The organism is Pelotomaculum schinkii (genome assembly GCF_004369205.1).
Taxonomy (GTDB): domain Bacteria; phylum Bacillota; class Desulfotomaculia; order Desulfotomaculales; family Pelotomaculaceae; genus Pelotomaculum_C; species Pelotomaculum_C schinkii.
On the sequence record NZ_QFGA01000001.1, the window covers coordinates 387,932 to 409,305 of the forward strand.

The 21,374-nt window shown below is 48.7% G+C and carries 20 protein-coding genes; 19 read left to right on the top strand and 1 reads right to left on the bottom strand.

Annotation, left to right across the window (positions count from 1 at the left end; translation table 11 throughout):
- The first annotated feature begins 97 nt into the window (after positions 1-97).
- From Psch_RS01920 to Psch_RS01945, 6 genes are all read left to right on the top strand, one after another.
- Positions 98-1,054, top strand: coding sequence for an AAA family ATPase (locus Psch_RS01920; protein WP_427910067.1), 957 nt, complete (start codon positions 98-100; stop codon positions 1,052-1,054).
- A gap of 26 nt (positions 1,055-1,080) precedes the next feature.
- The gene (locus tag Psch_RS01925) at positions 1,081-2,346 is read left to right on the top strand and encodes a methionine gamma-lyase family protein (RefSeq protein ID WP_190238971.1); all 1,266 of its coding nucleotides are present in this window, start codon (positions 1,081-1,083) and stop codon (positions 2,344-2,346) included.
- A gap of 114 nt (positions 2,347-2,460) precedes the next feature.
- Complete coding sequence (locus tag Psch_RS01930; protein ID WP_190238972.1) at positions 2,461-3,375, top strand: selenium metabolism-associated LysR family transcriptional regulator; 915 nt, start codon at positions 2,461-2,463, stop codon at positions 3,373-3,375.
- Positions 3,376-3,582: 207 nt separating this feature from the next.
- Positions 3,583-5,124: an ATP-binding protein gene (locus Psch_RS01935; protein WP_345789054.1), complete on the top strand. Its 1,542-nt coding sequence runs from the start codon at positions 3,583-3,585 to the stop codon at positions 5,122-5,124.
- Positions 5,124-5,801, top strand: coding sequence for a response regulator (locus tag Psch_RS01940; protein WP_190238974.1), 678 nt, complete (start codon positions 5,124-5,126; stop codon positions 5,799-5,801). Before Psch_RS01935 ends, Psch_RS01940 begins: the two co-directional genes overlap by 1 nt.
- Positions 5,802-5,909: 108 nt before the next feature.
- Positions 5,910-6,935 (top strand): DctP family TRAP transporter solute-binding subunit, encoded by a 1,026-nt coding sequence (locus Psch_RS01945; protein ID WP_190238975.1) that lies wholly within the window; start codon positions 5,910-5,912, stop codon positions 6,933-6,935.
- Positions 6,936-6,943: 8 nt separating this feature from the next.
- Here Psch_RS01945 and lexA read toward each other — a convergent pair whose 3' ends face one another.
- Complete coding sequence (gene lexA / locus Psch_RS01950; protein ID WP_190238976.1) at positions 6,944-7,549, bottom strand: transcriptional repressor LexA; 606 nt, start codon at positions 7,547-7,549, stop codon at positions 6,944-6,946.
- 187 nt (positions 7,550-7,736) lie between these two features.
- On the opposite strand from lexA, the gene Psch_RS01955 reads away from it, so the two are divergent.
- From Psch_RS01955 to Psch_RS02015, 13 genes are all read left to right on the top strand, one after another.
- Positions 7,737-9,443 carry a sigma-54 interaction domain-containing protein gene (locus tag Psch_RS01955; protein WP_190238977.1) on the top strand — a complete coding sequence of 569 codons (1,707 nt, stop codon included), beginning with the start codon at positions 7,737-7,739 and terminating at the stop codon, positions 9,441-9,443.
- A gap of 273 nt (positions 9,444-9,716) precedes the next feature.
- Complete coding sequence (locus tag Psch_RS01960) at positions 9,717-10,559, top strand: fumarate hydratase (RefSeq protein ID WP_282432445.1); 843 nt, start codon at positions 9,717-9,719, stop codon at positions 10,557-10,559.
- Between the two features lie 55 nt (positions 10,560-10,614).
- Positions 10,615-11,169, top strand: a complete 555-nt coding sequence (locus tag Psch_RS01965) for a Fe-S-containing hydro-lyase (protein ID WP_190238979.1) — start codon at positions 10,615-10,617, stop codon at positions 11,167-11,169.
- A 537-nt stretch (positions 11,170-11,706) separates the two neighbouring features.
- Positions 11,707-12,825 carry an ADP-forming succinate--CoA ligase subunit beta gene (sucC, locus tag Psch_RS01970; RefSeq protein WP_190238980.1) on the top strand — a complete coding sequence of 373 codons (1,119 nt, stop codon included), beginning with the start codon at positions 11,707-11,709 and terminating at the stop codon, positions 12,823-12,825.
- Between the two features lie 81 nt (positions 12,826-12,906).
- Positions 12,907-13,776 carry a succinate--CoA ligase subunit alpha gene (gene sucD / locus Psch_RS01975; protein WP_134218290.1) on the top strand — a complete coding sequence of 290 codons (870 nt, stop codon included), beginning with the start codon at positions 12,907-12,909 and terminating at the stop codon, positions 13,774-13,776.
- 25 nt (positions 13,777-13,801) lie between these two features.
- Positions 13,802-15,472, top strand: coding sequence for an acyl-CoA mutase large subunit family protein (locus tag Psch_RS01980; RefSeq protein WP_190238981.1), 1,671 nt, complete (start codon positions 13,802-13,804; stop codon positions 15,470-15,472).
- Positions 15,473-15,488: 16 nt separating this feature from the next.
- Positions 15,489-15,881 (top strand): cobalamin B12-binding domain-containing protein, encoded by a 393-nt coding sequence (locus tag Psch_RS01985; RefSeq protein WP_134218288.1) that lies wholly within the window; start codon positions 15,489-15,491, stop codon positions 15,879-15,881.
- Positions 15,882-16,004: 123 nt separating this feature from the next.
- Positions 16,005-16,406 carry a methylmalonyl-CoA epimerase gene (mce, locus tag Psch_RS01990; protein WP_190238982.1) on the top strand — a complete coding sequence of 134 codons (402 nt, stop codon included), beginning with the start codon at positions 16,005-16,007 and terminating at the stop codon, positions 16,404-16,406.
- A 15-nt stretch (positions 16,407-16,421) separates the two neighbouring features.
- Positions 16,422-17,960: an acyl-CoA carboxylase subunit beta gene (locus tag Psch_RS01995; RefSeq protein WP_190238983.1), complete on the top strand. Its 1,539-nt coding sequence runs from the start codon at positions 16,422-16,424 to the stop codon at positions 17,958-17,960.
- Between the two features lie 33 nt (positions 17,961-17,993).
- Entirely contained in the window at positions 17,994-18,191 is a 198-nt protein-coding gene (locus tag Psch_RS02000; protein WP_134218285.1) for a hypothetical protein, read from the top strand.
- 46 nt (positions 18,192-18,237) lie between these two features.
- A complete protein-coding gene (locus Psch_RS02005; protein WP_134218284.1) occupies positions 18,238-18,654 on the top strand; it encodes a biotin/lipoyl-containing protein in 417 nt (138 codons plus the stop codon).
- Between the two features lie 100 nt (positions 18,655-18,754).
- A complete protein-coding gene (gene mdh / locus Psch_RS02010) occupies positions 18,755-19,684 on the top strand; it encodes a malate dehydrogenase (protein ID WP_134218333.1) in 930 nt (309 codons plus the stop codon).
- A gap of 46 nt (positions 19,685-19,730) precedes the next feature.
- The gene (locus Psch_RS02015; protein WP_190238984.1) at positions 19,731-21,134 is read left to right on the top strand and encodes a pyruvate carboxylase subunit B; all 1,404 of its coding nucleotides are present in this window, start codon (positions 19,731-19,733) and stop codon (positions 21,132-21,134) included.
- Positions 21,135-21,374 lie beyond the last annotated feature (240 nt).

Below are 21,374 nucleotides of genomic sequence, written 5' to 3' on the forward strand. Positions count from 1 at the left end.
CCTCTCTATCTGAGGGGCTTATTTTTTGGTAGTAAATGTCCACCGCTGGCGTATACATTAAATGATTTAATGCCCTAGCAGAGGTGGCGAAAACCGGGTGAAAATAAAAATTTGGAATGGTCAGGAGTATGCAGGAAACCCCGGCAGAGGTCCTGTTAGGACCAATAAACCTGTCTATTCTAGCCAACCCTTGTATATTGCAGCCCGGCCTTCCGACGACCAGGCAGCGCGTCGTAACGCCAAGGAAATAATCAATGAACTCAATGCCTTAATCGGACTCAAAGGTGTTAAAAAGCTTATTGAAGAAATCTATGCTTTCGTGGAAATACAAAAATGCAGACAAATTGAGCGGCTCGCCGTGGAACCATTGTCGTTGCATATGATTTTCAAAGGAAACCCCGGCACAGGAAAGACAACTGTGGCCAGAATTCTGGGAAAGCTTTTTAAAGAGGTCGGCGTCCTGCCAAAAGGCCACCTGGTTGAAGTTGAACGGGCCGATATGGTAGGTGAATTTATCGGGCACACCGCTCAGAAAACCAGGGAACAGATTAAAAAGGCCCTGGGAGGCATACTCTTTATTGACGAGGCCTATTCCCTGGCCAGGGGCGGGGAAAAGGATTTCGGAAAGGAAGCCATCGACGCGCTGGTAAAGGGAATGGAAGACCACAGGGACAATTTAATTCTAATCCTGGCAGGTTACCAGGACGAAATGGACTGGTTTGTCGAATCCAATCCGGGCTTACGTTCGCGTTTCCCGGTACATCTGTCCTTTCCTGATTATAGCAGCCTGGAGCTTTTAGACATTGCCGATTTGATGCTTAAGAAGAAGCAGTATGAACTATCGAGCGGAGCCAGAGAAGAACTTCGTTTTGTGATTGAAAAGGAACAAAAATGCCATGAAAACAGCGGCAATGCCAGACTTGTCCGGAACCTGATTGAGAGGGCCATGCGCAGGCAGGCGGTACGGCTTCTAAAGCCCGGGAATAAAATGACACGAGATGATTTGATGCTCCTAAAAAGGGAAGACCTGATCGGAGAAGCAAATGATATTTAAGTTATATTAATAATTAGGAGATGTAAATGCGGCTGGTGAATAAGCTATATGATCTTGAACTCCTATCAGATGAAGTTGAAGAGGAGGTTCAAGTTTTCTACAGACAAATTGATAAAATAGCGCTCGCTAATCACGGCAAGGTGCTTGATGCCTTCAGAGCGGCCAGAGTAAGTGAATACCACCTGAAAGGCTCCACCGGCTACGGCTATGGCGACGCCGGCAGAGAGGCGCTGGAAGAAGTGTACGCCAGGGTATTCCATGCTGAAAAGGCGCTTGTGCGAAACCAGATCGTCTCCGGCACCCATGCCATAGCCCTTTGCCTCTATGGGGTGTTGCGCCCCGGAGATGAGCTCCTGGCTGTGCAGGGTCAGCCTTATGATACGCTGGGAGCCATTATAGGAATCAGAGATAATGCAAGCGGTTCCCTAAAAGACTTGATGGTATCGTACAAACAGGTCGAACCTACACCTGAAGGTGATATCGACTATGACAGAGTCGGCCAGGCACTGGGCGACAAAACCAAGATGGTGCTCCTGCAACGTTCGTGCGGTTACGGAGCCGGTAAGCCACTTAGTATTAAGGAACTGAAAGGAATTATTGAATATATCAGGCAGCGAAACCCTGAAACGGTGATATTTGTTGATAACTGCTATGGTGAGTTTGTTGAGGAGGAAGAGCCCCTCGACGCTGGAGCAGACCTTGCCGCCGGCTCACTGATTAAGAATCCAGGTGGTGGTGTCGCCCCAACCGGGGGTTATGTGGTCGGCCGGGAAAAATACGTGAACATGGCCGCCAACCGGTGGAGCGCGCCGGGTATAGGTTCGGAGGTCGGGCCTTCCGCAGATAACCAGCGTCTGTTTTTTCAGGGATTATACCTGGCGCCACACATCGTTGCCGAAGCAATCAAGGGGAGTATTTTTACAGCCAGATTTTTTGAGAAACTGGGATATGAGGTTCTTCCCATGTTTAATGAACAACGGTATGACTTGGTACAATTGATCAAACTTGGCTCCCAGGAAAAAGTCTTAGCTTTTTGCCGCGGCCTTCAGGCAGCCTCGCCGGTCGACTCATATGTACGCCCGGAAGCGCAGCCCATGCCTGGTTACGGAGACCCGGTGGTAATGGCGGCGGGAACTTTTGTTCAGGGCGCTTCTCTTGAATTGTCGGCAGACGGACCGCTGCGGGAGCCCTACAACGTTTATGTACAGGGCGGTCTTTCCAAGGAGTATGTCAAGCTGGCCATCATATCGGCAGCCAGAGAAATAATGAAAACGGTCCTACCTGACAGGTAGTGACACCCCAAATGATTAGAAATTAATATTTTCATGATAAAGAAAGGTTTTTTAATATTTTTATCGAAACAATAATAATACCTTATTAAACACCGTGGAAAGCATGGTGGTGTCATGAATTTTAAACAAATTGAGGCCTTTTTGTGGGTAGCTGAAATGCAGAGCTTTACGAAAGCTGCCCGGCAACTCTATATGAGCCAGCCTGCCGTCAGCTTTCAAATTAAGGCGCTGGAGGAAGACCTGGAGGCTGATTTGTTCCAGCGTGGCGACAAGAAGGTAATCCTTACCGAAGCCGGTCGTCTATTGTATCCTGAGGCAAAAAAGATGCTGCGGCATTATCATAAAATTAAAGCAGGTCTTGACGACCTGAGAGGTCTGAAAACAGGGACCCTCGTGGTAGGCGCAAGCACCATCCCGGGAGAGTATATTTTACCCCTTTTGATCGGAGGCTTTAAGGAAGCTTACCCTGGAATTCGAGTTACTTTAAAAGTTGCCGGAAGCGGGCTGGTAACAAGGTGGGTGCGTGAGAGAGAGATAGACTTAGGGATAACCGGGGTTCCAGTGGAAGGAGATGGAATAGAATGCTCACCCTGGATGCAGGATGAGATGGTACTTATTGTCAACCCCAGCCACCCGTGGGTCAAATCAGGTGTTATTGACATTTCCGAACTTAAAACATCAGTTATGATCTTTCGCGAGCAAGGCTCAGGGACAAGGCGGACCCTTGAAAAAAAATTGGAGACAAAAGGGTTATCTTTGGAAAATATTCCCCATGGGATGGAGCTTGGCAGTACCAGGGCTGTTATTACGGCCGTGGAGGCTGGTTTGGGGGTAAGTATTGTCTCCCGGTGCGCGGTAAAGGACGCTCTGGAATTAAAAAGGATATCTGAAGTCAAAGTGCAGGGGCTTGATCTCAACCGCTCCCTTTATTTGATTAAACAAAATCAGAGTATAGGTGGCTTCGCTGTTGAGGCTTTCTGCAATTTCATTAATAATGGTGAAATATGCAAGCGTTTCCTAATAAAATAGGAAATGCTTTTTGCTTTTTACGCAACAAAATGTTGATTTAGTTCTCTTCTTGCAGGATATTCAAAGTATTTTGTCTAAATAACCTCCATGCTGTCTTCCTTAAAAAAATTATTTCTATTAAATCCTAAATTCTATACTCTCCGAACAAAAATGGCGATCCTCTCTTTTTGCTCAGTTTTATTGGCGATCACCACCGGCGGAATAATTGTGGTGGAGAAAATATCCTCCACAATTGAAGATGAAACGGGCTTAAGGGCTATGGCTATCGCCCGGACCCTGGCTCAATCCGATGAAATCCAAAATAATATCGGGACACCTGACGGAACATCCTACATCCAGCCGCTGGCCGAACGTACCAGGTTGGCCACCGGAGTGGAGTATATTGTTGTGGTGGATATGGATGGTATTCGCTACTCTCACCCTGTTGAGGACCGGATCGGCAAGAGATTTAATGAAAGCGATCTGGTACCGGCCCTTGCCAATAATGAGTACATCTCACGTGCCGAAGGGGTGCTGGGGCCGTCAGTCCGGGCCTTTGTACCGGTTAAAGTAAATGAAGGGACCAGACAGGTCGGTGTTGTGGTGGTGGGTATTCTGACTCCCACTATTAGTTTCCTGCTCAGGACCATTCAAACCGAGCTCTACTACTCGCTAGGCATAGGGTTGTTGGTGGGCCTGCTGGGATCCATTTTCATGGCCAGAAAGATTAAAAGCGGTATGTTCAGTCTGGAACCCAAGGAAATCGCCCGATTACTTGAAGAGAGGGTGGCTATATTTCAAGCTATGAGCGAGGGCATCATCGCTATTGATACGAACAGCCGCATTACCGTAGCCAATAAGGAAGTCCAACATCTCCTTAATAAAACCAACGAAGAGATTGTAGGGCGCAACATCATGGAATTGATCCCCAACTCAAACCTGCCGGAGGTCTTAAGGACAGGCAAAGCCCAAATCAACAGTCAAATGTATATCAATGATACCGCCGTTTTGGTTAACCGCGTTCCGATCCGCTTTAAGGAGGAAATCGTCGGCGCCGTGGCCACGTTTCAGGATAAAACAGAAGCTAACCGGTTGGCCGAGGAGTTAACCGGGGTTAAAGCTTTCATTGAGGCTCTGCGGGTGCAAAACCACGAGCACATGAACAAGCTGCATACCATCGCCGGACTAATCCAGTTGGAAAAATACGAAAGAGCGCTGGACTACATCTATGACCTCACTGAAGAGCAGCAGGAAATCACGGGGCTTTTAACGAAAAACATCTTTGACCACAGCATAGCAGGCCTCCTGTTGGGGAAATACACCCGGGCCAAGGAGCTTAGAGCTGAATTAATTATTGACCACAAGACCAGGTTAAGAGAGTTGCCGTCGCGGCTGGAGACCGGTGACCTGGCAATTATTGTCGGCAACCTCATAGAAAACGCCCTGGATGCCGTCCGGTTGGTTGAACCGGCCCGGCGTAAGGTCTATTTTTCGATGTATGACCAGCACGACTCACTTTCGATAATAGTCAGGGACATGGGACCCGGTATCCCCGAGGAAAAACATGAGCTCATTTTCCAGCAAGGCTTTTCCACCAAGGGTTCGTCAAACCGAGGTTTGGGTCTTTTCCTTGTAAAGCGCTACGTTCACCTGGCAGGAGGCTCCATAACCCTGAAAAATCTTGTCGATGGTGGAGTAGAGTTTAATATATATATCCCCAAAAAAGAGGACGTAAATATCACAAATAGCGAGCAAGAAGGTGAAAAATAATGCTCCAAATAGACGTGGTAATTGTTGAGGATGACCCCATGGTAGTTGAAGTTAACCGGGGATTCATCAACGCTGTGCCTGGATTCAGGGTCGCGGGGGTGGCGTCATCCGGCCGGGAAGCTGTGGAAATTATTAAAGAGATAACGCCGGACCTTGCTCTTCTGGATATTTATTTGCCCGATATGGACGGTGTAACAACGCTTCAGGAGATTAGACGACTTGGTTTGCCTACAGACGTAATTATTGTAACTGCCGCGCATGATGCTGAAACGATTCAAAACGTGTTCCGCTACGGCGCTATAGACTATATTGTAAAGCCATTTAAGTTCGCACGCTTAAAAACCGCCTTGAATTCCTACGCCACGCTGCACAGTAAATTCCGCCGGCACAAACAGATGAATCAGAACGAAATCGACAGTCTTGCCTTAAGCCGGGGGCAACAGCTTGATGAGGGTGTTCCCAAAGGGTTAAACGAAATAACCTTAAAGCAGGTATACCTTCATTTATTGAAGGAAGGGGGAGCGCTCTCAGCCGAAGAGGTGGCGGAAGGAGTAGGTCTGGCCAGAGTAACGGCGAGGCGTTATCTGGATTTTCTGGAAAAGTCAAACCGTGTTGTATTAGAACTCCAGTATGGGTCTGTTGGCCGTCCGGTCAACCGGTATCGTACTATTGAGTAATATTGCATATCAATGATATCACCAAGAAAACCAATCATTGCCCTGGACCAACAATCATATAAGCTTTTGTAGCTGTATACAGCAATTGTTTTGGAAGTGGTGGTAAAAATGAAAATCCGGTTAACTCTGTTCCTGCTTATCATTTCATTATTAACCATCACCGGATGCGGGAAAAGGGTTGTAGATTTGGAGCAGGTAAGCCCGGAAGAAAAAATTGTAATTAAGTTTTCGCACGTAGTTGCTGAAAATACCCCCAAGGGATTGGCAGCACAGCGTTTTGCGACACTGGTCAAGGAACGCACACATGGCAGGGTCGAGGTGCAGGTGTTTCCGAACTCCACCTTATATAAAGATGGTGAGGAGATACAAGCTCTGCAGAATGGGCTGGTGCAAATAATAGCTCCAGCCACGTCAAAACTATCAGGACTGTATCCCCAATGGCAAGTTCTCGACCTTCCTTATGCCTTTGAGGATGTAAACGCCGTACACGAAGCAATGTCTGGTTATATCGGAAACCGGTTGTGTGATAGCTTAAAACAGAACAACATGCAGGCTCTGGCCTTCTGGGACAACGGCTTTAAACAAATGACCAACAGCCAGCGGCCTCTGGTCAATCCAGCTGATTTTCAAGGGCTCTCATTCAGGGTAATGATAAACAGCCAGGTCTTAAAAAAAGAGTTTGAAAGATTAAATGCCCGTGCCGTAGAAGGTACTTTTAACGACCTCTACCGGGCACTGGATTCCCATGAAGTAGACGGCCAGGAAAATACCATGTCAAATATATATTCTAAAAATCTATATAAGGTACAGCCTTACCTGACTTTATCGAACCACGGCTACATGGGTTACGTAGTCCTGACCAATCAACAATTCTGGACAGGACTGCCGGAAGAAGTGAGAGAGGTGCTGGAAAGCACACTGGTGGAAGTCACTGAATGGGAACACGAGCAAGCCTTCATATTGGACAAACAAAGCCTGGAAAAAATTGTAGATTCAGGTCTGGTACAGGTCCACCAACAGACGGAGGCCGAAAAGAAACTATGGTTAATTATGCTGAAGCCCGTTTATTCGGAATTCAAAAATCTCATCGGAAACGACATGATAGACTATCTTGAAAAAATGCATTCGCAGTAAATCCATATTTAGATTTTACGTACAAGTCCGATGACTTTACCAAGAATTTGAAGCTCCTTCGCATATATTGGTTCCATCGCTCTGTTTTCCGGCTGTAAACGAACCCTTTCTTTTTCTTTAAAAAACCTTTTTACCGTAGCTTCTTCCTCAAGCAGGGCAACCACGATATCGCCGTTATTCGCGTCTTGCTGGCGTCTGACTACAACCATATCCCCGTTCAGAATGCCTGCTTCGATCATACTTTGGCCCTGAACCCTCAGCATGAAGAATTCTCCAGTGCCGGTAAAATGAGTAGGCAAAGTAAATAATTCCTCTCTGTTTTCAACAGCAAGGAGCGGCAACCCCGCCGCTACGCGTCCGACCAGTGGAACATTGATACATTTCACCGTTTCACCTTCCGGGTCCAAAACCTCTATGGCTCTCGGCTTTGTCGGATCCCTTCTCAAGTACCCCTTTTTCTCAAGCTTTCTAAGGTAACCGTGGACGGTAGAACTTGAACTTAGACCAACAGCCTGGCCAATTTCCCGTACAGAAGGAGGGTATCCCTTATGTCGCAGATTATCTTTTATCACCTTCAGGATCTCCGCCTGCTTTGGAGTCAAATCCGCCTCCATTTGTTGCACCAGCCTTTCGATTAGGTTTGCTATAATCTTAGTATAACATAAAAACCTTTAAGGCAAAACACTTGTTCGAGCTTGACCGGAAATTTTTGTTTATTATTTTTAATATTTAGAAGGAAGCTGGTTAATTTTTGTAGAAATACTTATTTCAGCAACAATAAATCGGAAAGGGGCAGATCTGTTGCAAAAGTTTAAGGTGGCAATTGTAGGAGCCGGCCAAGGAGGTTTTGCAATTTACAGAATGCTCAAGTCGATGGAAGAAGTGGAAATTACTGGTTTGGCCGACATAAATCCTGCGGCTCCAGGCATCGCAGCTGGTTCCAAGGACGGTATTTTTGTCACTGACGATTACCGTGAGATAGTCAAGATACCTGATCTGGACGTGATTATTGAGGCGACCGGAGTCCAAGAGGTGCAGGAAGTCCTGCTCAAAATTAAACCTAACAGCACCGCAGTAATGGAAGCGCAGGCAGCCAACCTGATGATGACCGTCCTTAGAGAAAAAGAAGAACTATTGGAGCTGACAAGAATCCAGGGAGAACTCTCAACAATTTTAAACTCGATGCAGGAAGCTATTGAAGTTGCCGATATTAACGGCACTATTAAATACGTAAACCCTGCCTTTTGCCGTATAACCGGTATTACTGAACAAGAAAGGATCGGCCAGAACATTTTTCAGGCATCACCAGATGGAGCACTCGCCAACCTTTTAAAAACAGGTAAAATTATGTCCGGACAGAAAACTAAAGTGGGTGGAAGCGCAGCTGAAGTTGTGGCAAACGCCGCGCCGATTATTATTGACGGTAAAATGGAGGGGGGGGTTGTAGTATTTCAGCATTTTACCGATATCATGAAAATGATCGAAGAGCTAAAAAAAAGCACTACCATCATTGAGAACCTTACTGACAAATTAGGTTTGGTAACCACCAGTAAATACTCTTTTGATGACATTCTGGGTAACAGCGTGGAAATAAACCGGTGCATCAACCTGGCTGAAAAATCAGCCCACAGTAATTCTACAGTTCTCCTTTTGGGTGAAAGCGGTACAGGTAAGGAATTATTTGCCCACTCCATCCATGGAGCTTCCATGCGTCGCGAGAATCCATTTGTTAAGGTAAACTGCGCTGCTATACCTGAAACACTACTGGAAAGTGAATTCTTTGGCTACGCTAAGGGGGCGTTTACTGGAGCGGTTAAATCAAAAATAGGAAAATTTGAATTAGCCAACGGAGGAACTATCTTCCTGGATGAGATCGGTGATATGAATCTCCTGCTGCAGGGCAAGCTTTTGCGTGTTTTACAAGAAATGGAGTTTGAGCGTGTGGGCGGCAACCAGACCATCAAGGTTGACGTCAGAGTCATTGCGGCCACCAACCGCAACCTGAGGGAGTTAATCCGGCAGGGCATTTTTAGAGAAGACCTGTATTACCGTCTTAATGTGGTGGAAATAACAATTCCCCCGCTCAGGGTGCACAAGGAAGACCTTCCTGAGCTGGTTATCCACCTTATTACTAAATTCAACAGGAAACTTGGTAAAAAGGTCAAAAGCCTTTCCAAAGACGCTCTTGAAGCGCTCTATAGTTATGACTGGCCCGGCAATGTCCGTGAACTCGAAAACGTTATCGAGAGAGTAATGGTAACGGCTGATGAGGAAATTCTGGTTAAGAAAAACATACTCCCACATGTTAATCAGGCACGTATCTTCCCGGAGCGCGACGTTGACCTGATGCCCATTGATCAGATGGAGGAAATGCTCATCCGCAAAGCTATGGCCAAGTACGGCAACACGGTGGAGGGTAAGCGAAGAGCCTCACAGACTCTGAATATATCTCTGGCAACCCTCTATAATAAATTAAAAAAAATCAAACTGACTAATTACAATTATTAGAATTTATTATAGATTTAAGAAATACCGCTTGTCTCAAGGGATAAGTCCCGGTTGATTCTACAATTTAGAATATTCTATATTTTGTCACATCTATAAGATACACGCCATAATTCAAGCCGGCATGACCAAGATGCTGTATTATTAAAGGATTACACAAGAACCAAACGCAAATAAGACGCTCTTGACAAGGTCATTACCGCGATGGTATGGATCTTGCTTTTTTATTCAACAGGAAAAGTGGTAGCTACCATACAGCAAGGGGGGGGAATTAAAATTAAAACTGTTAATACCACTGCTATAACTGAAGCCGTGGCAAGGATGAGTCAGGAGGCAAACTATTACCTCGGGCAAGACGTTCTTGAGGGGTTCCAAAAAGCGCTGGATGAGGAGATTTCCGTAACAGGGAAAGAAATACTCCAGCAACTGATTGAAAACGCAAAAATAGCGCGCGAAGAGCTGGTTCCGATGTGCCAGGACACCGGCTATGCCGTTATTTTTGTGGAGCTCGGACAGGATGTCAGGATTGAAGGCGGCGACTTCTACGAGGCGATTCATGAGGGAGTGAGGAGGGGTTATACCGAAGGCTACCTCAGAAAATCCATTGTAAGCCACCCATTGGAGCGTAAAAACACCGGAGATAACACCCCGGCTGTAATTCACACCAAGATTGTGCCCGGTGAAACGCTACGGATTATTATCGCCCCTAAAGGCGGCGGCAGCGAGAACATGAGCCAGATCAAGATGTTAAAACCGGCTGACGGCATAGAAGGCGTCAGAAAATTCGTCATCGACACTGTTAGATCGGCCGGGCCCAACCCCTGCCCGCCAATAGTTGTGGGAGTGGGGATAGGCGGTACATTTGAGAAGTGCGCTCAACTGGCCAAAGAAGCCCTTTTAAGAGAACTGGGCGAGAAGAGCAAGTATCCCGATATAGCTAAACTGGAAGAAGAACTTTTAGAAGAAATCAACAAGCTGGGGATTGGACCGCAGGGCTTAGGTGGTAAAACAACAGCACTCGCCGTCAATATTGAAATCTATGCCGCTCACATAGCCAGCCTGCCTGTGGCGGTTAACCTTAACTGCCATGCAGCACGACATAAGGAAACCGTTTTCTAACTATATTTTTGTTTTCGCACCATAATGTTACCACTAAAAAGGGGAGGTGAAACGATTGACCCAAATCAGGTTAACAACTCCGTTAACTGATGAAGATGTTGAAAAACTGAGAATTGGTCAACGGGTTTCCTTAAATGGGACAATCTATACCGGACGTGACGCTGCTCATAAAAGGTTGGTAGAACTGATTGCGGAGGGAAAGGAATTACCTTTTGATCCCAAGGGGCAGGTCATTTATTATGTGGGGCCAACGCCGGCGAAACCGGGAGCTGTTATCGGTTCAGCAGGGCCTACAACCAGTTACAGGATGGATCCCTATGCTCCAAAGCTTTATGAGTTAGGCCTTAAGGCAAGCATCGGCAAAGGACGCCGGTCGGAAGGTGTGATCAACGCTCTGAAGCAAAATAAGAGTGTATATTTTGCTGCGGTTGGCGGAGCAGCTGCCTTAATTTCCAGGAGCATTAAGTCCTGCAAGGTGATCGCTTATCCGGATCTGGGGGCTGAGGCGATCCATGAACTGGTCGTGGAGGATTTCCCAGTTATTGTTGTTAACGATACACTGGGTGGAGACCTCTATGACGAGGGCATCAAAATTTACGCAGCCAAGTAGGGGTAGGTAGAACAAAAACTGCTAAAGGAAGATAACTATAATTTACCCCGGTAGCATTAGAAAATATTTTTACTGCACCAATGGTGCTATAGTGTACCAGGCAAACCTGACTTGTGAGCAGGAAACCTGGATTATGACAAGTGCCCGACCGGTAAGGAATAGCAGGTTGGGCTAGGTTGTTTTCTAAAAAGCTTATAGCTGCAACTCTGGCTATAAACAATTAACAGACTTGATAACCCGGCCACAGGATCTTTGTAAAACAAATTAACTTACCGCCCCAATCACTATTCTTTTAGCCATTTATATAATTTCTTTGCTTGAGGCGGTGGAAAGGAGTGAAAAGGCGACAGAATTGTAAACAAGTCCAAAGGAGATATGGAAATCAACAGCTGTCAATATCAGAACTATGTTTTAAATCTTTATCGTGATTATTGAATGGGAATAGAGATTATAGCTATGCTTATTGCAACATAACCCCAAACGACAAAGATTCGCGTATTCACGGTTATAAATGACCAGAGGGGAGAGATTCAGCCAGTGAAAATGTTTGAGTATATGGGTAAGGAGCTTTTTGCCAAATTCGGCCTTCCAGTCCCGAGCGGCAGAATGATCACCAACCCGGAAGAAGCAGCCGCTGTTGCAGCGGAAATCGGAAAACCAGTAGTTATTAAATCACAGGTTCTGTCAGGTAAAAGGGGTAAAGCCGGGGGAATCAAGTTTGCCGACACTCCTGAGCAGGCTGTGGCAGCCGCAAAGGAAATTTTCGGGATGACCATCCAGGGCCTGCCGGTAGAAAGGCTTTTGGTTGAAGAGAAATTAAAAATAGATAAAGAACTCTATATGTCCATCACTGTAGACGGCGCAGCTAAAATGCCTGTTCTTATCGCCTCTGCGCACGGCGGCATGGATATCGAGGAAGTTGACGAGGAGTTTATCATTAAGCAGCACATTGACCCTGAACTCGGTATGCATCCCTTTATCGCACGTGATGTGGTAAGAAGGATGGGCATACCTTTAAGCGGTCCTCACGGCAAAGAAATCGTCAAGATTATACAGACCCTTTACAGGATATTTAAACAGAAAGACGCCGAACTGGTTGAAATAAACCCGCTGGTATTCAGCGACGATAAAGTAATCGCAGCCGACTCCAAAGTAACCATCGACGACGACGCCCTTTTCCGTCAGAAAGATCTGCCTTACGTTGAAGAGCGCTCCGCTACTGAAAAAGCCGCCAAAGACCTGGGCCTTTCCTTTGTCGACCTGGACGGCAATATCGCTGTTATGGCCAACGGCGCGGGCATTACCATGGGCACGCTGGATACCCTCCAGTATTACGGTGGGGCTGCCGCCAACTTCCTTGACTGTGGCGGCGGAACCGGACGGGAAGCAACAGCGGAGGCGTTGAAACTACTTATCGCCAAGAATCCCAAGTCCATGATCATCAACATTTTCGGTGGCATTACCCGTTGCGATCAAGTTGCTCTCGCATTTAAAGATATTAAGGAATCAGTAGGATTTCCTTGCCCAGTGGTGATCCGGCTGGTCGGCACCAACCAGGATTTGGGCCGGGAAATTCTTGCTGAAGTCGGTGTTGAGGCATTCGATTTCATGCAGGACGCCGCTAAAAAAGCAGTTGAACTTGCCGCCCAGGGCTAGCACAAATATCTGGAGCTAAATTTGCCCTTAAAAGGCAAATCGCAGGCTTATGAAAAGCTTTGACAAGGAGGAATTGTTAAATTGGCCATTATCATTGATGAAAATACGAATGTACTAGTCATGGGAATGACCGGCAGGCAAGGTACCTTTCACACCAAGCAAATGCTTGACTATGGCACCAAAATTGTAGCCGGCACCAGCCCTGGGAAAGGCGGAGCTATTGTTGAAGGGATACCGGCATACAACAGCGTCCGTGAAGCCTGTGCAAACCACAAAATTGACGCTTCAGTGATATTTGTTCCCGCTGCTGGAACAAAAGACGCCGCTCTTGAATCCATTGAGGCCGGCATTGGCGTAGTTGTGGTTGTCACCGAAGGAGTTCCGGTACATGATGAGATTGAGATGGTTGCCTATGCCAAGCGCAGAGGGACCATCGTTCTAGGCCCGAATACTTTCGGGATCGTGTCTTCCGGCAAATGTAAAATGGGTATTCCCCCCAACAAATACTTTGTGGAAGGTCCTGTCGGCGTAGTAGCCCGCTCCGGGACCTTGACCTATGAGATCGTAGGCAACCTTACCGCTAACGGGCTTGGCCAGACCACCGTTGTAGGCATGGGCGGCGACCGGGTGGTAGGCACAACTTTTATCGATGTTTTACAAATGTTTGAAAAAGACCCGCTAACCAAGGCAGTCGTACTGATTGGTGAAATCGGCGGCAACGCTGAGGAAACAGCTTCTGAATATATCAAAACGATGAGCAAACCGGTAGTTGGCTACATCGCGGGCAAGAGCGCGCCTCCCGGCAAACGGATGGGACATGCCGGCGCCATCATTGAGCGGGGCAAAGGAACATTCCAGGGCAAGGTGGAGGCTCTAACAGCTGCCGGAGCCAAAGTGGCGACCCTTCCTTTTGAAGTACCTGGTCTGATTAAAGAAATGCTCGGCATGTAATTGTTGATCGAAAGGAGGAGATATCTTGTATACAAAAGATGAACTCGATAAAATTGCCGCAACAAAAGAAGCCTGGGCGGCAAAACTAGCAGCAACCACAAAAAAACGGCCTGAAAGAGAAGCCAAGTTTGCTACTGACTCGGGGTTTGAAATCGATACCGTTTATACCCCGAATAACCTGGCTGAAATGGATTACGAACGCGACCTGGGATTACCCGGAGAATTTCCATACACCCGGGGCGTTCAGCCCAACATGTATCGCGGCCGTCTCTGGACCATGCGCCAATATGCCGGTTTCGGGTCAGCTGAAGAGACCAACCAGCGCTTCCGTTACCTCCTGGAGCAAGGGCAGACAGGTTTGAGTTGCGCCTTTGACCTGCCTACCCAGATCGGTTACGACTCCGACCACCCGCTGGCACGGGGCGAAATCGGCAAAGTTGGGGTGGCCATCGACTCCTTAGCGGATATGGAAACCCTCTTTGACCAGATCCCGCTGGGCAAGGTCAGCACATCGATGACCATCAACGCCCCGGCAGGCGTTTTGCTGGCCATGTATATCGCATGCGCGGAAAAACAAGGTTTTACCAAAGCGCAAATTAACGGTACCATCCAAAACGACGTCATCAAGGAATATATTTGCCGGGGCACTTATATCCTGCCGCCGGAGCCCTCGATGCGCCTGATTTCCAACATCTTTGAATACTGCTCCAAGGAAGTCCCGACCTGGAACACGATCAGTATCAGCGGCTATCACATCCGTGAAGCCGGCGCAACCGCCGCGCAAGAGATTGCCTTCACCCTGGCGGACGGTATCGCTTACGTCGACGCAGCTATTAAAGCCGGCTTAAATGTCGACGATTTTGCACCGCGCCTTTCCTTCTTCTTCAACGCCCACCTGAACTTCCTGGAGGAAGTGGCCAAGTTCCGGGCGGCTCGCCGCTTGTGGGCAAGGATTATGAAAGAGCGTTTTGGCGCCAAGAGCCCGAAATCAATGTCTCTGCGCTTCCACACGCAGACGGCCGGTGTCAGCCTGACAGCCCAGCAGCCCATGGTAAACATCATGCGGACTGCCTATGAGGCCCTCTCAGCTGTTCTGGGAGGCACCCAGTCCCTGCATACCAACTCCTACGATGAAGCCCTGGCGCTTCCGAGCAACGAGTCGGTTATGATCGCCCTGCGCACCCAGCAAATCATCGGCTACGAAATCGGTGTTTGCGATGTAGTTGACCCACTGGGCGGCTCATACTATATTGAAAGCCTGACCAATGCGCTGGAAGAAAAAGCCATGGATTATATCGGCAAGATCGACGCCCTGGGCGGCGCTGTAAAAGCCATCGATTACATGCAGAAAGAAATCCACAACGCGGCATACCAGTACCAGCTGGCTATTGACAACAAGAAGAAAACCGTTGTCGGCCTCAACAGGTTCCAAATGGAAGAAAAACCGGTCGAGGGCTTGCTGAAAGTCGACCTTTCCGTTGGAGAACGCCAGGTGGCGAAACTTACGAAAATGAAAGCGGAAAGAGACCAGGCCAAGGTCGCAGCCCTCTTGCAAACGGTTAGGGAAGCAGCACAGAGCGACGCCAACCTGATGCCGGTCTTTGTCGATGCGGTTAAAGAATACGTTACTTTGGGCGAGATCTGCGGCGTCCTGAGAGACGTTTTCGGCGAATACAAGCAGCAAATCGTATTCTAGGGGAGGAGGAAGGCAGATGAGTGAAAAACGCATACGTGTATTGGTAGCCAAGCCTGGCCTTGACGGGCACGACCGTGGCGCCAAGGTTATCGCCCAGGCATTGCGCGACGCCGGGATGGAAGTTGTTTATACCGGATTGCGCCAGACGCCGGAGCAGATTGTCTCGGCAGCGCTGCAGGAAGACGTCAACGTTGTAGGCATGAGCATTCTTTCAGGGGCGCACGGAACCCTGTTCCCTGAGGTAGTAAACCTTCTTAGAGAAAAGGGCGCTGGTGACATCCTGGTTATTGGCGGCGGGATTATTCCCGAAGACGACATCCCGGCATTGAAAGAAGCCGGTGTGGCTGAAGTGTTTGGACCCGGCACACCACTTGAAAACGTGGTTAAGTACATTCAGGAACACGTATAGATTACTATTTTGTGTCAAAAATAAAACGCGGGTCGGCCGGCGATATGCCGGCCGCCGGACCCGTGGAGAATTGGGAGTGAGATAGAGGGGATAGGAAATCCACTAAAATTTGGAGGGATCTCGATGATAAAAAAAATAGACCATATCGGGATTGCAGTTAAGGACCTTGCAGCAACGTTAGCATTTTACGAAGGCATGCTTGGCCTTAAATCAGTCGAAACTGAGGTGGTGGAAGATCAAAAGGTGAAGGTAGCCTTTTTACCCACCGGCGACAGTGAGGTCGAGTTACTGGAATCAACGTCCCCCGACGGCGCCATCGCCAAGTTCATCGAAAAGAACGGTGAAGGTATCCAGCACATAGCTTTCCGGGTGGAAAACCTGGAGCAAAGATTGGCTGAACTAAAAGAAAAAGGCGTCCGGCTGATTGATCAGAAACCGAGGCGCGGCGCGGGCGGGGCAAATATAGCGTTCCTGCACCCAAAATCCACCTTCGGTGTCCTTATCGAACTGTGTGAGCGCGACTAGATTGGAGGTAATCACATGAGTATGCAGGATAAACTGGATCTGCTTAATAAACTAAGGGCAGACGTCGAAGCTGGCGGTGGCCAGAAAAGGATCGACAAGCAGCATGAAGGGGGCAAAAAGACCGCCCGCGAGCGGATCAATGAATTGTTTGACCCGGGCTCCTTTAAAGAAATCGACGTATTTGCCAACACAGAGATTGAATACAAAAAGGTGAAGAACCCCGGTGAAGGTGTTGTCGGCGGCTACGGGACCATCGGCGGCCGCAGGGTTTATATCTTCGCCCAGGACTTTACCGTAGTAGGGGGCTCACTTGGACGCGTTCACGCCGCGAAAATTTGCAAGGTACTCGATATGGCCATGACAGTAGGGGCGCCGGTAATCGGCATCTGTGATTCCGGCGGCGCCAGGATCCAGGAAGGTGTCGACGCTCTTGACGGGTATGGCCAGATCTTCTTCCGCAACACCGTCGCTTCCGGTGTAATCCCCCAGATTTCCGTGATCATGGGACCCTGCGCAGGGGGCGCTGTGTACTCCCCGGCTCTGACCGACTTCATTATGATGGTTTCCGGAACCAGCCAGATGTTTATTACCGGCCCGCTGGTGATCAAAGCAACAACCGGTGAGGATGTAAGCCAGGAGGCCTTGGGCGGAGCCTCCACGCACAACCAGGTTAGCGGTGTGGCGCACTTCCTGGCCAACAGTGAAGAGGAATGCTTAGCCCAAATCAAATCCCTAATCAGTTACCTTCCCTTAAACAACCTGGAAGACCCGCCGGTATTCCCGGCAACTGAACCCGCCTTGGACAAAGAGACTTTGCTTAGCGTTATTCCTGATGACGCAAACAAAGGTTATGATGTCCGCAATCTGATCAATGCCGTGGTGGACGCCGGCTCTTTACTGGAAGTACACCAATTCTATGCAATAAACGGTGTCGTAGGCTTCGCCAGGATCAACGGTCAATCGGTAGGAATTATAGCCAACCAGCCGAGGGTCCTGGCAGGCTGCCTAGACATCAACGTTTCAGACAAAATCGCGCGTCAGATTCGTTTCTGCGACTGCTTCAACATTCCCATTATTACTTTCATGGATGTCCCGGGCTTCCTCCCCGGCGTGCAACAGGAATACGGCGGGATTATCCGGCACGGCGCCAAGATGCTGTACGCCTACTCTGAGGCGACGGTTCCCAAGATCACGATTATTACCCGTAAGGCTTATGGGGGAGCTTATCTGGCCATGTGCGCAGCCTCACTGCGGGCTGACTCCACATTTGCCTGGCCCAGCGCTGAAATTGCCGTGATGGGCCCGGAAGGGGCGGTTAACGTCATTAACCGCAAGGAAATTGCCGCGGCTGAAAACCCGGTTGAAACGCGCAAACAGCTGGTGCAGGATTACCGTGACCGCTTTGCCAACCCCTATATTGCCAGTGCCAGAGGCTTCATTCAGGATGTTATCGACCCGCGTGAAACCAGAGCCAACATTATTGAAGCCCTGCATAACCTGTCAACCAAACGTGAGAGCAGGCCCCGGAAGAAACACGGTAACATTCCCATGTAGTGTTGGAGTACCGGCAAGGAGGAGGAATAACACATGTCTGCAGCCACTAAAACAAAGGCCGGTATCAAACCCGAAGTACTGGCCGCTATAACAGCGGCAATTGCCCTTTACGGCTTCTCAGCGCAAGAAGGTTATCAGGTCAGGAAAGTCACCAAGGGCATGAGCCCCTGGAGAAAAGCCGGCATAACTGAGATTATGCTAGGTCGTGATTTAAACAGGGACTATATGTAATTAATACGGCAGCTAGAACAGGCCTACCATTTAGGAGGGAAACTGTATGCAAAAGTTTAAGATTACGGTAAATGGCGAAGTTTATGAAGTTGAAGTTGAAGCAATTGGTGGAAGCGCAGCAGCAGCGCCAGCCCCGGTAGCTCCGCCGCCGGCTCCTGTTGCGGCTCCCCCGGCGGCGCCGGCCCCGGCCGCTCCCGCGGCAGCCCCGGCTCCAACCGCGGCCCCCAAACCTGCCGCAGGTGGTGGCGGTGGCGGCGCTTTATGCGCCCCTATGCCCGGCACCATTCTTGATGTTAGAGTCAAAGTGGGCGATGCTGTTAAGGTTGGCGATGTGTTACTGATCCTGGAAGCCATGAAGATGGAAAATGAGCTCCAGGCCGACAAAGCCGGAACAATTAAAGAAGTCAAGGTAACCAAGGGACAGGCTGTTAACGGTGGAGATCAACTGATCATAATCGGCTAAAACTTAAAGGTCGGAGGCGCTGCTATGGCGCCTCTGCCGGAGCATCACCGGCAAGACAAATGTAATACTATTTATTTTAGGTTGGGAGGGATATTTTATGATGAAAAGAAAAAAGATTACCGTCGTTGGCGCAGGTAACGTCGGCGCAACATGTGCTCACTGGGCAGCGGCAAGGGAACTGGGCGATGTTGTTCTGGTTGACGTTGTCGAAGGGGTTCCCCAGGGTAAAGCCCTCGACCTGATGCAAGCTGCTCCAATTTATCGCTATGACAGCATCATTACCGGGACCAATAACTATGAGGACACAGCTGATTCAGACGTGGCCATCATTACCGCCGGTATTGCCCGTAAGCCCGGGATGAGCCGGGACGACCTCTTGAATATCAACTACAAGATTGTCGTCTCGTGTGCGGAGAACATTGCCCGCTATTCACCGAACTGCACGATTATTGTCGTATCCAACCCGCTCGATGTCATGGTCTATGCTGCCTATAAGGCTACCGGCTTCCCGGCCAACCGCGTTTTTGGCCAGGCCGGCGTGCTCGATTCGGCCCGTTTCCGCACCTTCCTGGCGCTGGAACTTGGTGTTTCTTTTGAAGATGTCAGCGCCATGGTGCTTGGCGGACACGGGGATACCATGGTGCCCGTACTAAGCCATTCCTTTGCGGGGGGTATCCCTATTACACAATTAATACCAGCCGAACGGCTTGCTGAGATCGTCAAGAGAACCGCCCACGGCGGCGCGGAGATTGTGAGCTTCCTTAAGACCGGCAGCGCTTACTATGCTCCTTCTGCTGCCTGCGTGCAGATGGCTGAAGCGGTGCTTAAAGATAAAAAACGTATTATGCCCGTAGCCTGCTATCTGAATGGTGAATATGGCGCCAAAGACCTTTATACCGGTGTGCCTGCATTGATCGGCGGCAATGGTGTAGAAAAGATATATGAACTTGATTTGACTGCGGAAGAAAAAGCCGCCCTGGATAATTCCATCCAGGCCGTTCGCGACCTGATGAAGGTAGTTGGGCTGTAGTACCTTGACTAAAGTCCAGCCAGCGAGAAAAGGGGAGGATAATAAGATGGCAACTAAAGGCCCAAAAGCTGCTTTGATAACCGATACAACATTCCGGGATGCCCACCAGTCGCTGTTGGCGACCCGGATGAAAACCGAGCACATGATTCCCATCGCGGAAAAACACGATGAAATCGGCTTCTATTCCATGGAAATGTGGGGTGGGGCCACCTTCGATACCTGTATGCGCTTTTGTGGTGATGATCCCTGGGAACGTCTACGTGTAATCAGGCGTCACCTTAAAAAGACCAAGACTCAAATGCTTTTGAGAGGGCAGAACATCGTCGGTTACCGGAACTATGCTGATGACGTTCTAATTGAATTCATCAAAAAAGCCGTTTTTAACGGCATGGATATATTCCGCTGCTTCGACGCATTAAACGACTACCGCAACCTGGAAGTAGCAATCAAAACTGTTATTGATGAGGGCGCACACGCGCAGGGCACCATTTGTTACGCCATCAGCCCGGTGCATACAGTTGAATATTATGTAAAATTGGCTAAAGAACTGGAATCGATGGGGGTCCATTCAATTGCGATCAAGGATATGGCCGGCATTATTGCACCTTATATAACTTACAATATTGTAAAAGGGATGAGGGATGCCGGAATAACCGTACCGATCCAAATTCACTGCCACTATACCAGCGGCATGGGCGCCATGGCCTATATGAAAGGTATAGAAGCAGGCGCCAATATCATTGACTGTGCCATATCGCCTATGTCTGTACAGACTTCGCAGCCATCCATTGAAGTCATGTGTGCAGCTTTTGAAGGTACTGAGTATGATCCTGGTTTAGACCTTAAACCCATGATTGAACTTGCAGATTATTGGAAGAACATCCGGCCGCTTTACGCTGCGTTCGATCTGGCGCAGAAATATCCGGACGCCGGCATCCTGGTATCCCAGGTCCCAGGCGGCATGATGTCCAACTTCCTCTCCCAGCTGCAGCAGGCTAACGCTCTGCACCGGCTGCCCGAGGTGCTTGAGGAAATGCCGAGAGTGCAGGAAGACTTCGGTTGGCCGCCTCTGGTAACCCCGTCCAGCCAGATCGTTGGCTCTCAGGCGGTGCTGAACGTCCTTATGGGCCGCTATAAGATGTGCACCAACGAAGTCAAACAGTACATGCGCGGTTATTACGGCCGTCCTCCGGCTCCCATCAATGAAGAAGCACGCAAGATGATCATTGGTGATGAACAGCCGATTACCTGCCGCCCGGCCGACATGCTGGAACCGGAACTGCCCAAGGCCAAGGAAATGATCGCTCCGGTCATGGAGAAAGAGGAAGATATCATTTCCTGCGCCATTTACCCGCAGGTAGCGCCCAAGTTCCTGGAAGAAAGGATGTCCAAGAAGCTCAACGTTGATGTTGAACTAGCCAAGAAAAGCTCTGAGTTCTATCCCGTTTAGTTTGAATTTCGTGAATATATACAATAGACTGACGGGAGGTTGACGGACCGCCAGTATAGCGGTCCGCAAAAACTTTTTCAAAATAACGAATAAACGAACTGTTTAAAATTTATAGTGTTCCAACAGCCTTGACATGTGGTAAGATACTAAATGTATTAATTCTATGCCGAAATTGCAAAAGTTTTATTTTCCTGGGCTTATATTGGCTTGAACCCGGAACTCAAAGGAGGTTAACTAATT

What these genes read in the sequence shown, in the direction of transcription:
- Psch_RS01925 (WP_190238971.1), top strand. Translation starts at nt 1,081, where the DNA reads ATGCGGCTGGTGAATAAGCTATATGATCTTGAACTCCTATCAGATGAA.
- Psch_RS01930 (WP_190238972.1), top strand. Translation starts at nt 2,461, where the DNA reads ATGAATTTTAAACAAATTGAGGCCTTTTTGTGGGTAGCTGAAATGCAG.
- Psch_RS01940 (WP_190238974.1), top strand. Translation starts at nt 5,124, where the DNA reads ATGCTCCAAATAGACGTGGTAATTGTTGAGGATGACCCCATGGTAGTT.
- Psch_RS01945 (WP_190238975.1), top strand. Translation starts at nt 5,910, where the DNA reads ATGAAAATCCGGTTAACTCTGTTCCTGCTTATCATTTCATTATTAACC.
- lexA (WP_190238976.1), bottom strand. Translation starts at nt 7,549, where the DNA reads ATGGAGGCGGATTTGACTCCAAAGCAGGCGGAGATCCTGAAGGTGATA.
- Psch_RS01985 (WP_134218288.1), top strand. Translation starts at nt 15,489, where the DNA reads ATGAGTGAAAAACGCATACGTGTATTGGTAGCCAAGCCTGGCCTTGAC.
- mce (WP_190238982.1), top strand. Translation starts at nt 16,005, where the DNA reads ATGATAAAAAAAATAGACCATATCGGGATTGCAGTTAAGGACCTTGCA.
- Psch_RS01995 (WP_190238983.1), top strand. Translation starts at nt 16,422, where the DNA reads ATGAGTATGCAGGATAAACTGGATCTGCTTAATAAACTAAGGGCAGAC.
- Psch_RS02000 (WP_134218285.1), top strand. Translation starts at nt 17,994, where the DNA reads ATGTCTGCAGCCACTAAAACAAAGGCCGGTATCAAACCCGAAGTACTG.
- Psch_RS02005 (WP_134218284.1), top strand. Translation starts at nt 18,238, where the DNA reads ATGCAAAAGTTTAAGATTACGGTAAATGGCGAAGTTTATGAAGTTGAA.
- mdh (WP_134218333.1), top strand. Translation starts at nt 18,755, where the DNA reads ATGAAAAGAAAAAAGATTACCGTCGTTGGCGCAGGTAACGTCGGCGCA.
- Psch_RS02015 (WP_190238984.1), top strand. Translation starts at nt 19,731, where the DNA reads ATGGCAACTAAAGGCCCAAAAGCTGCTTTGATAACCGATACAACATTC.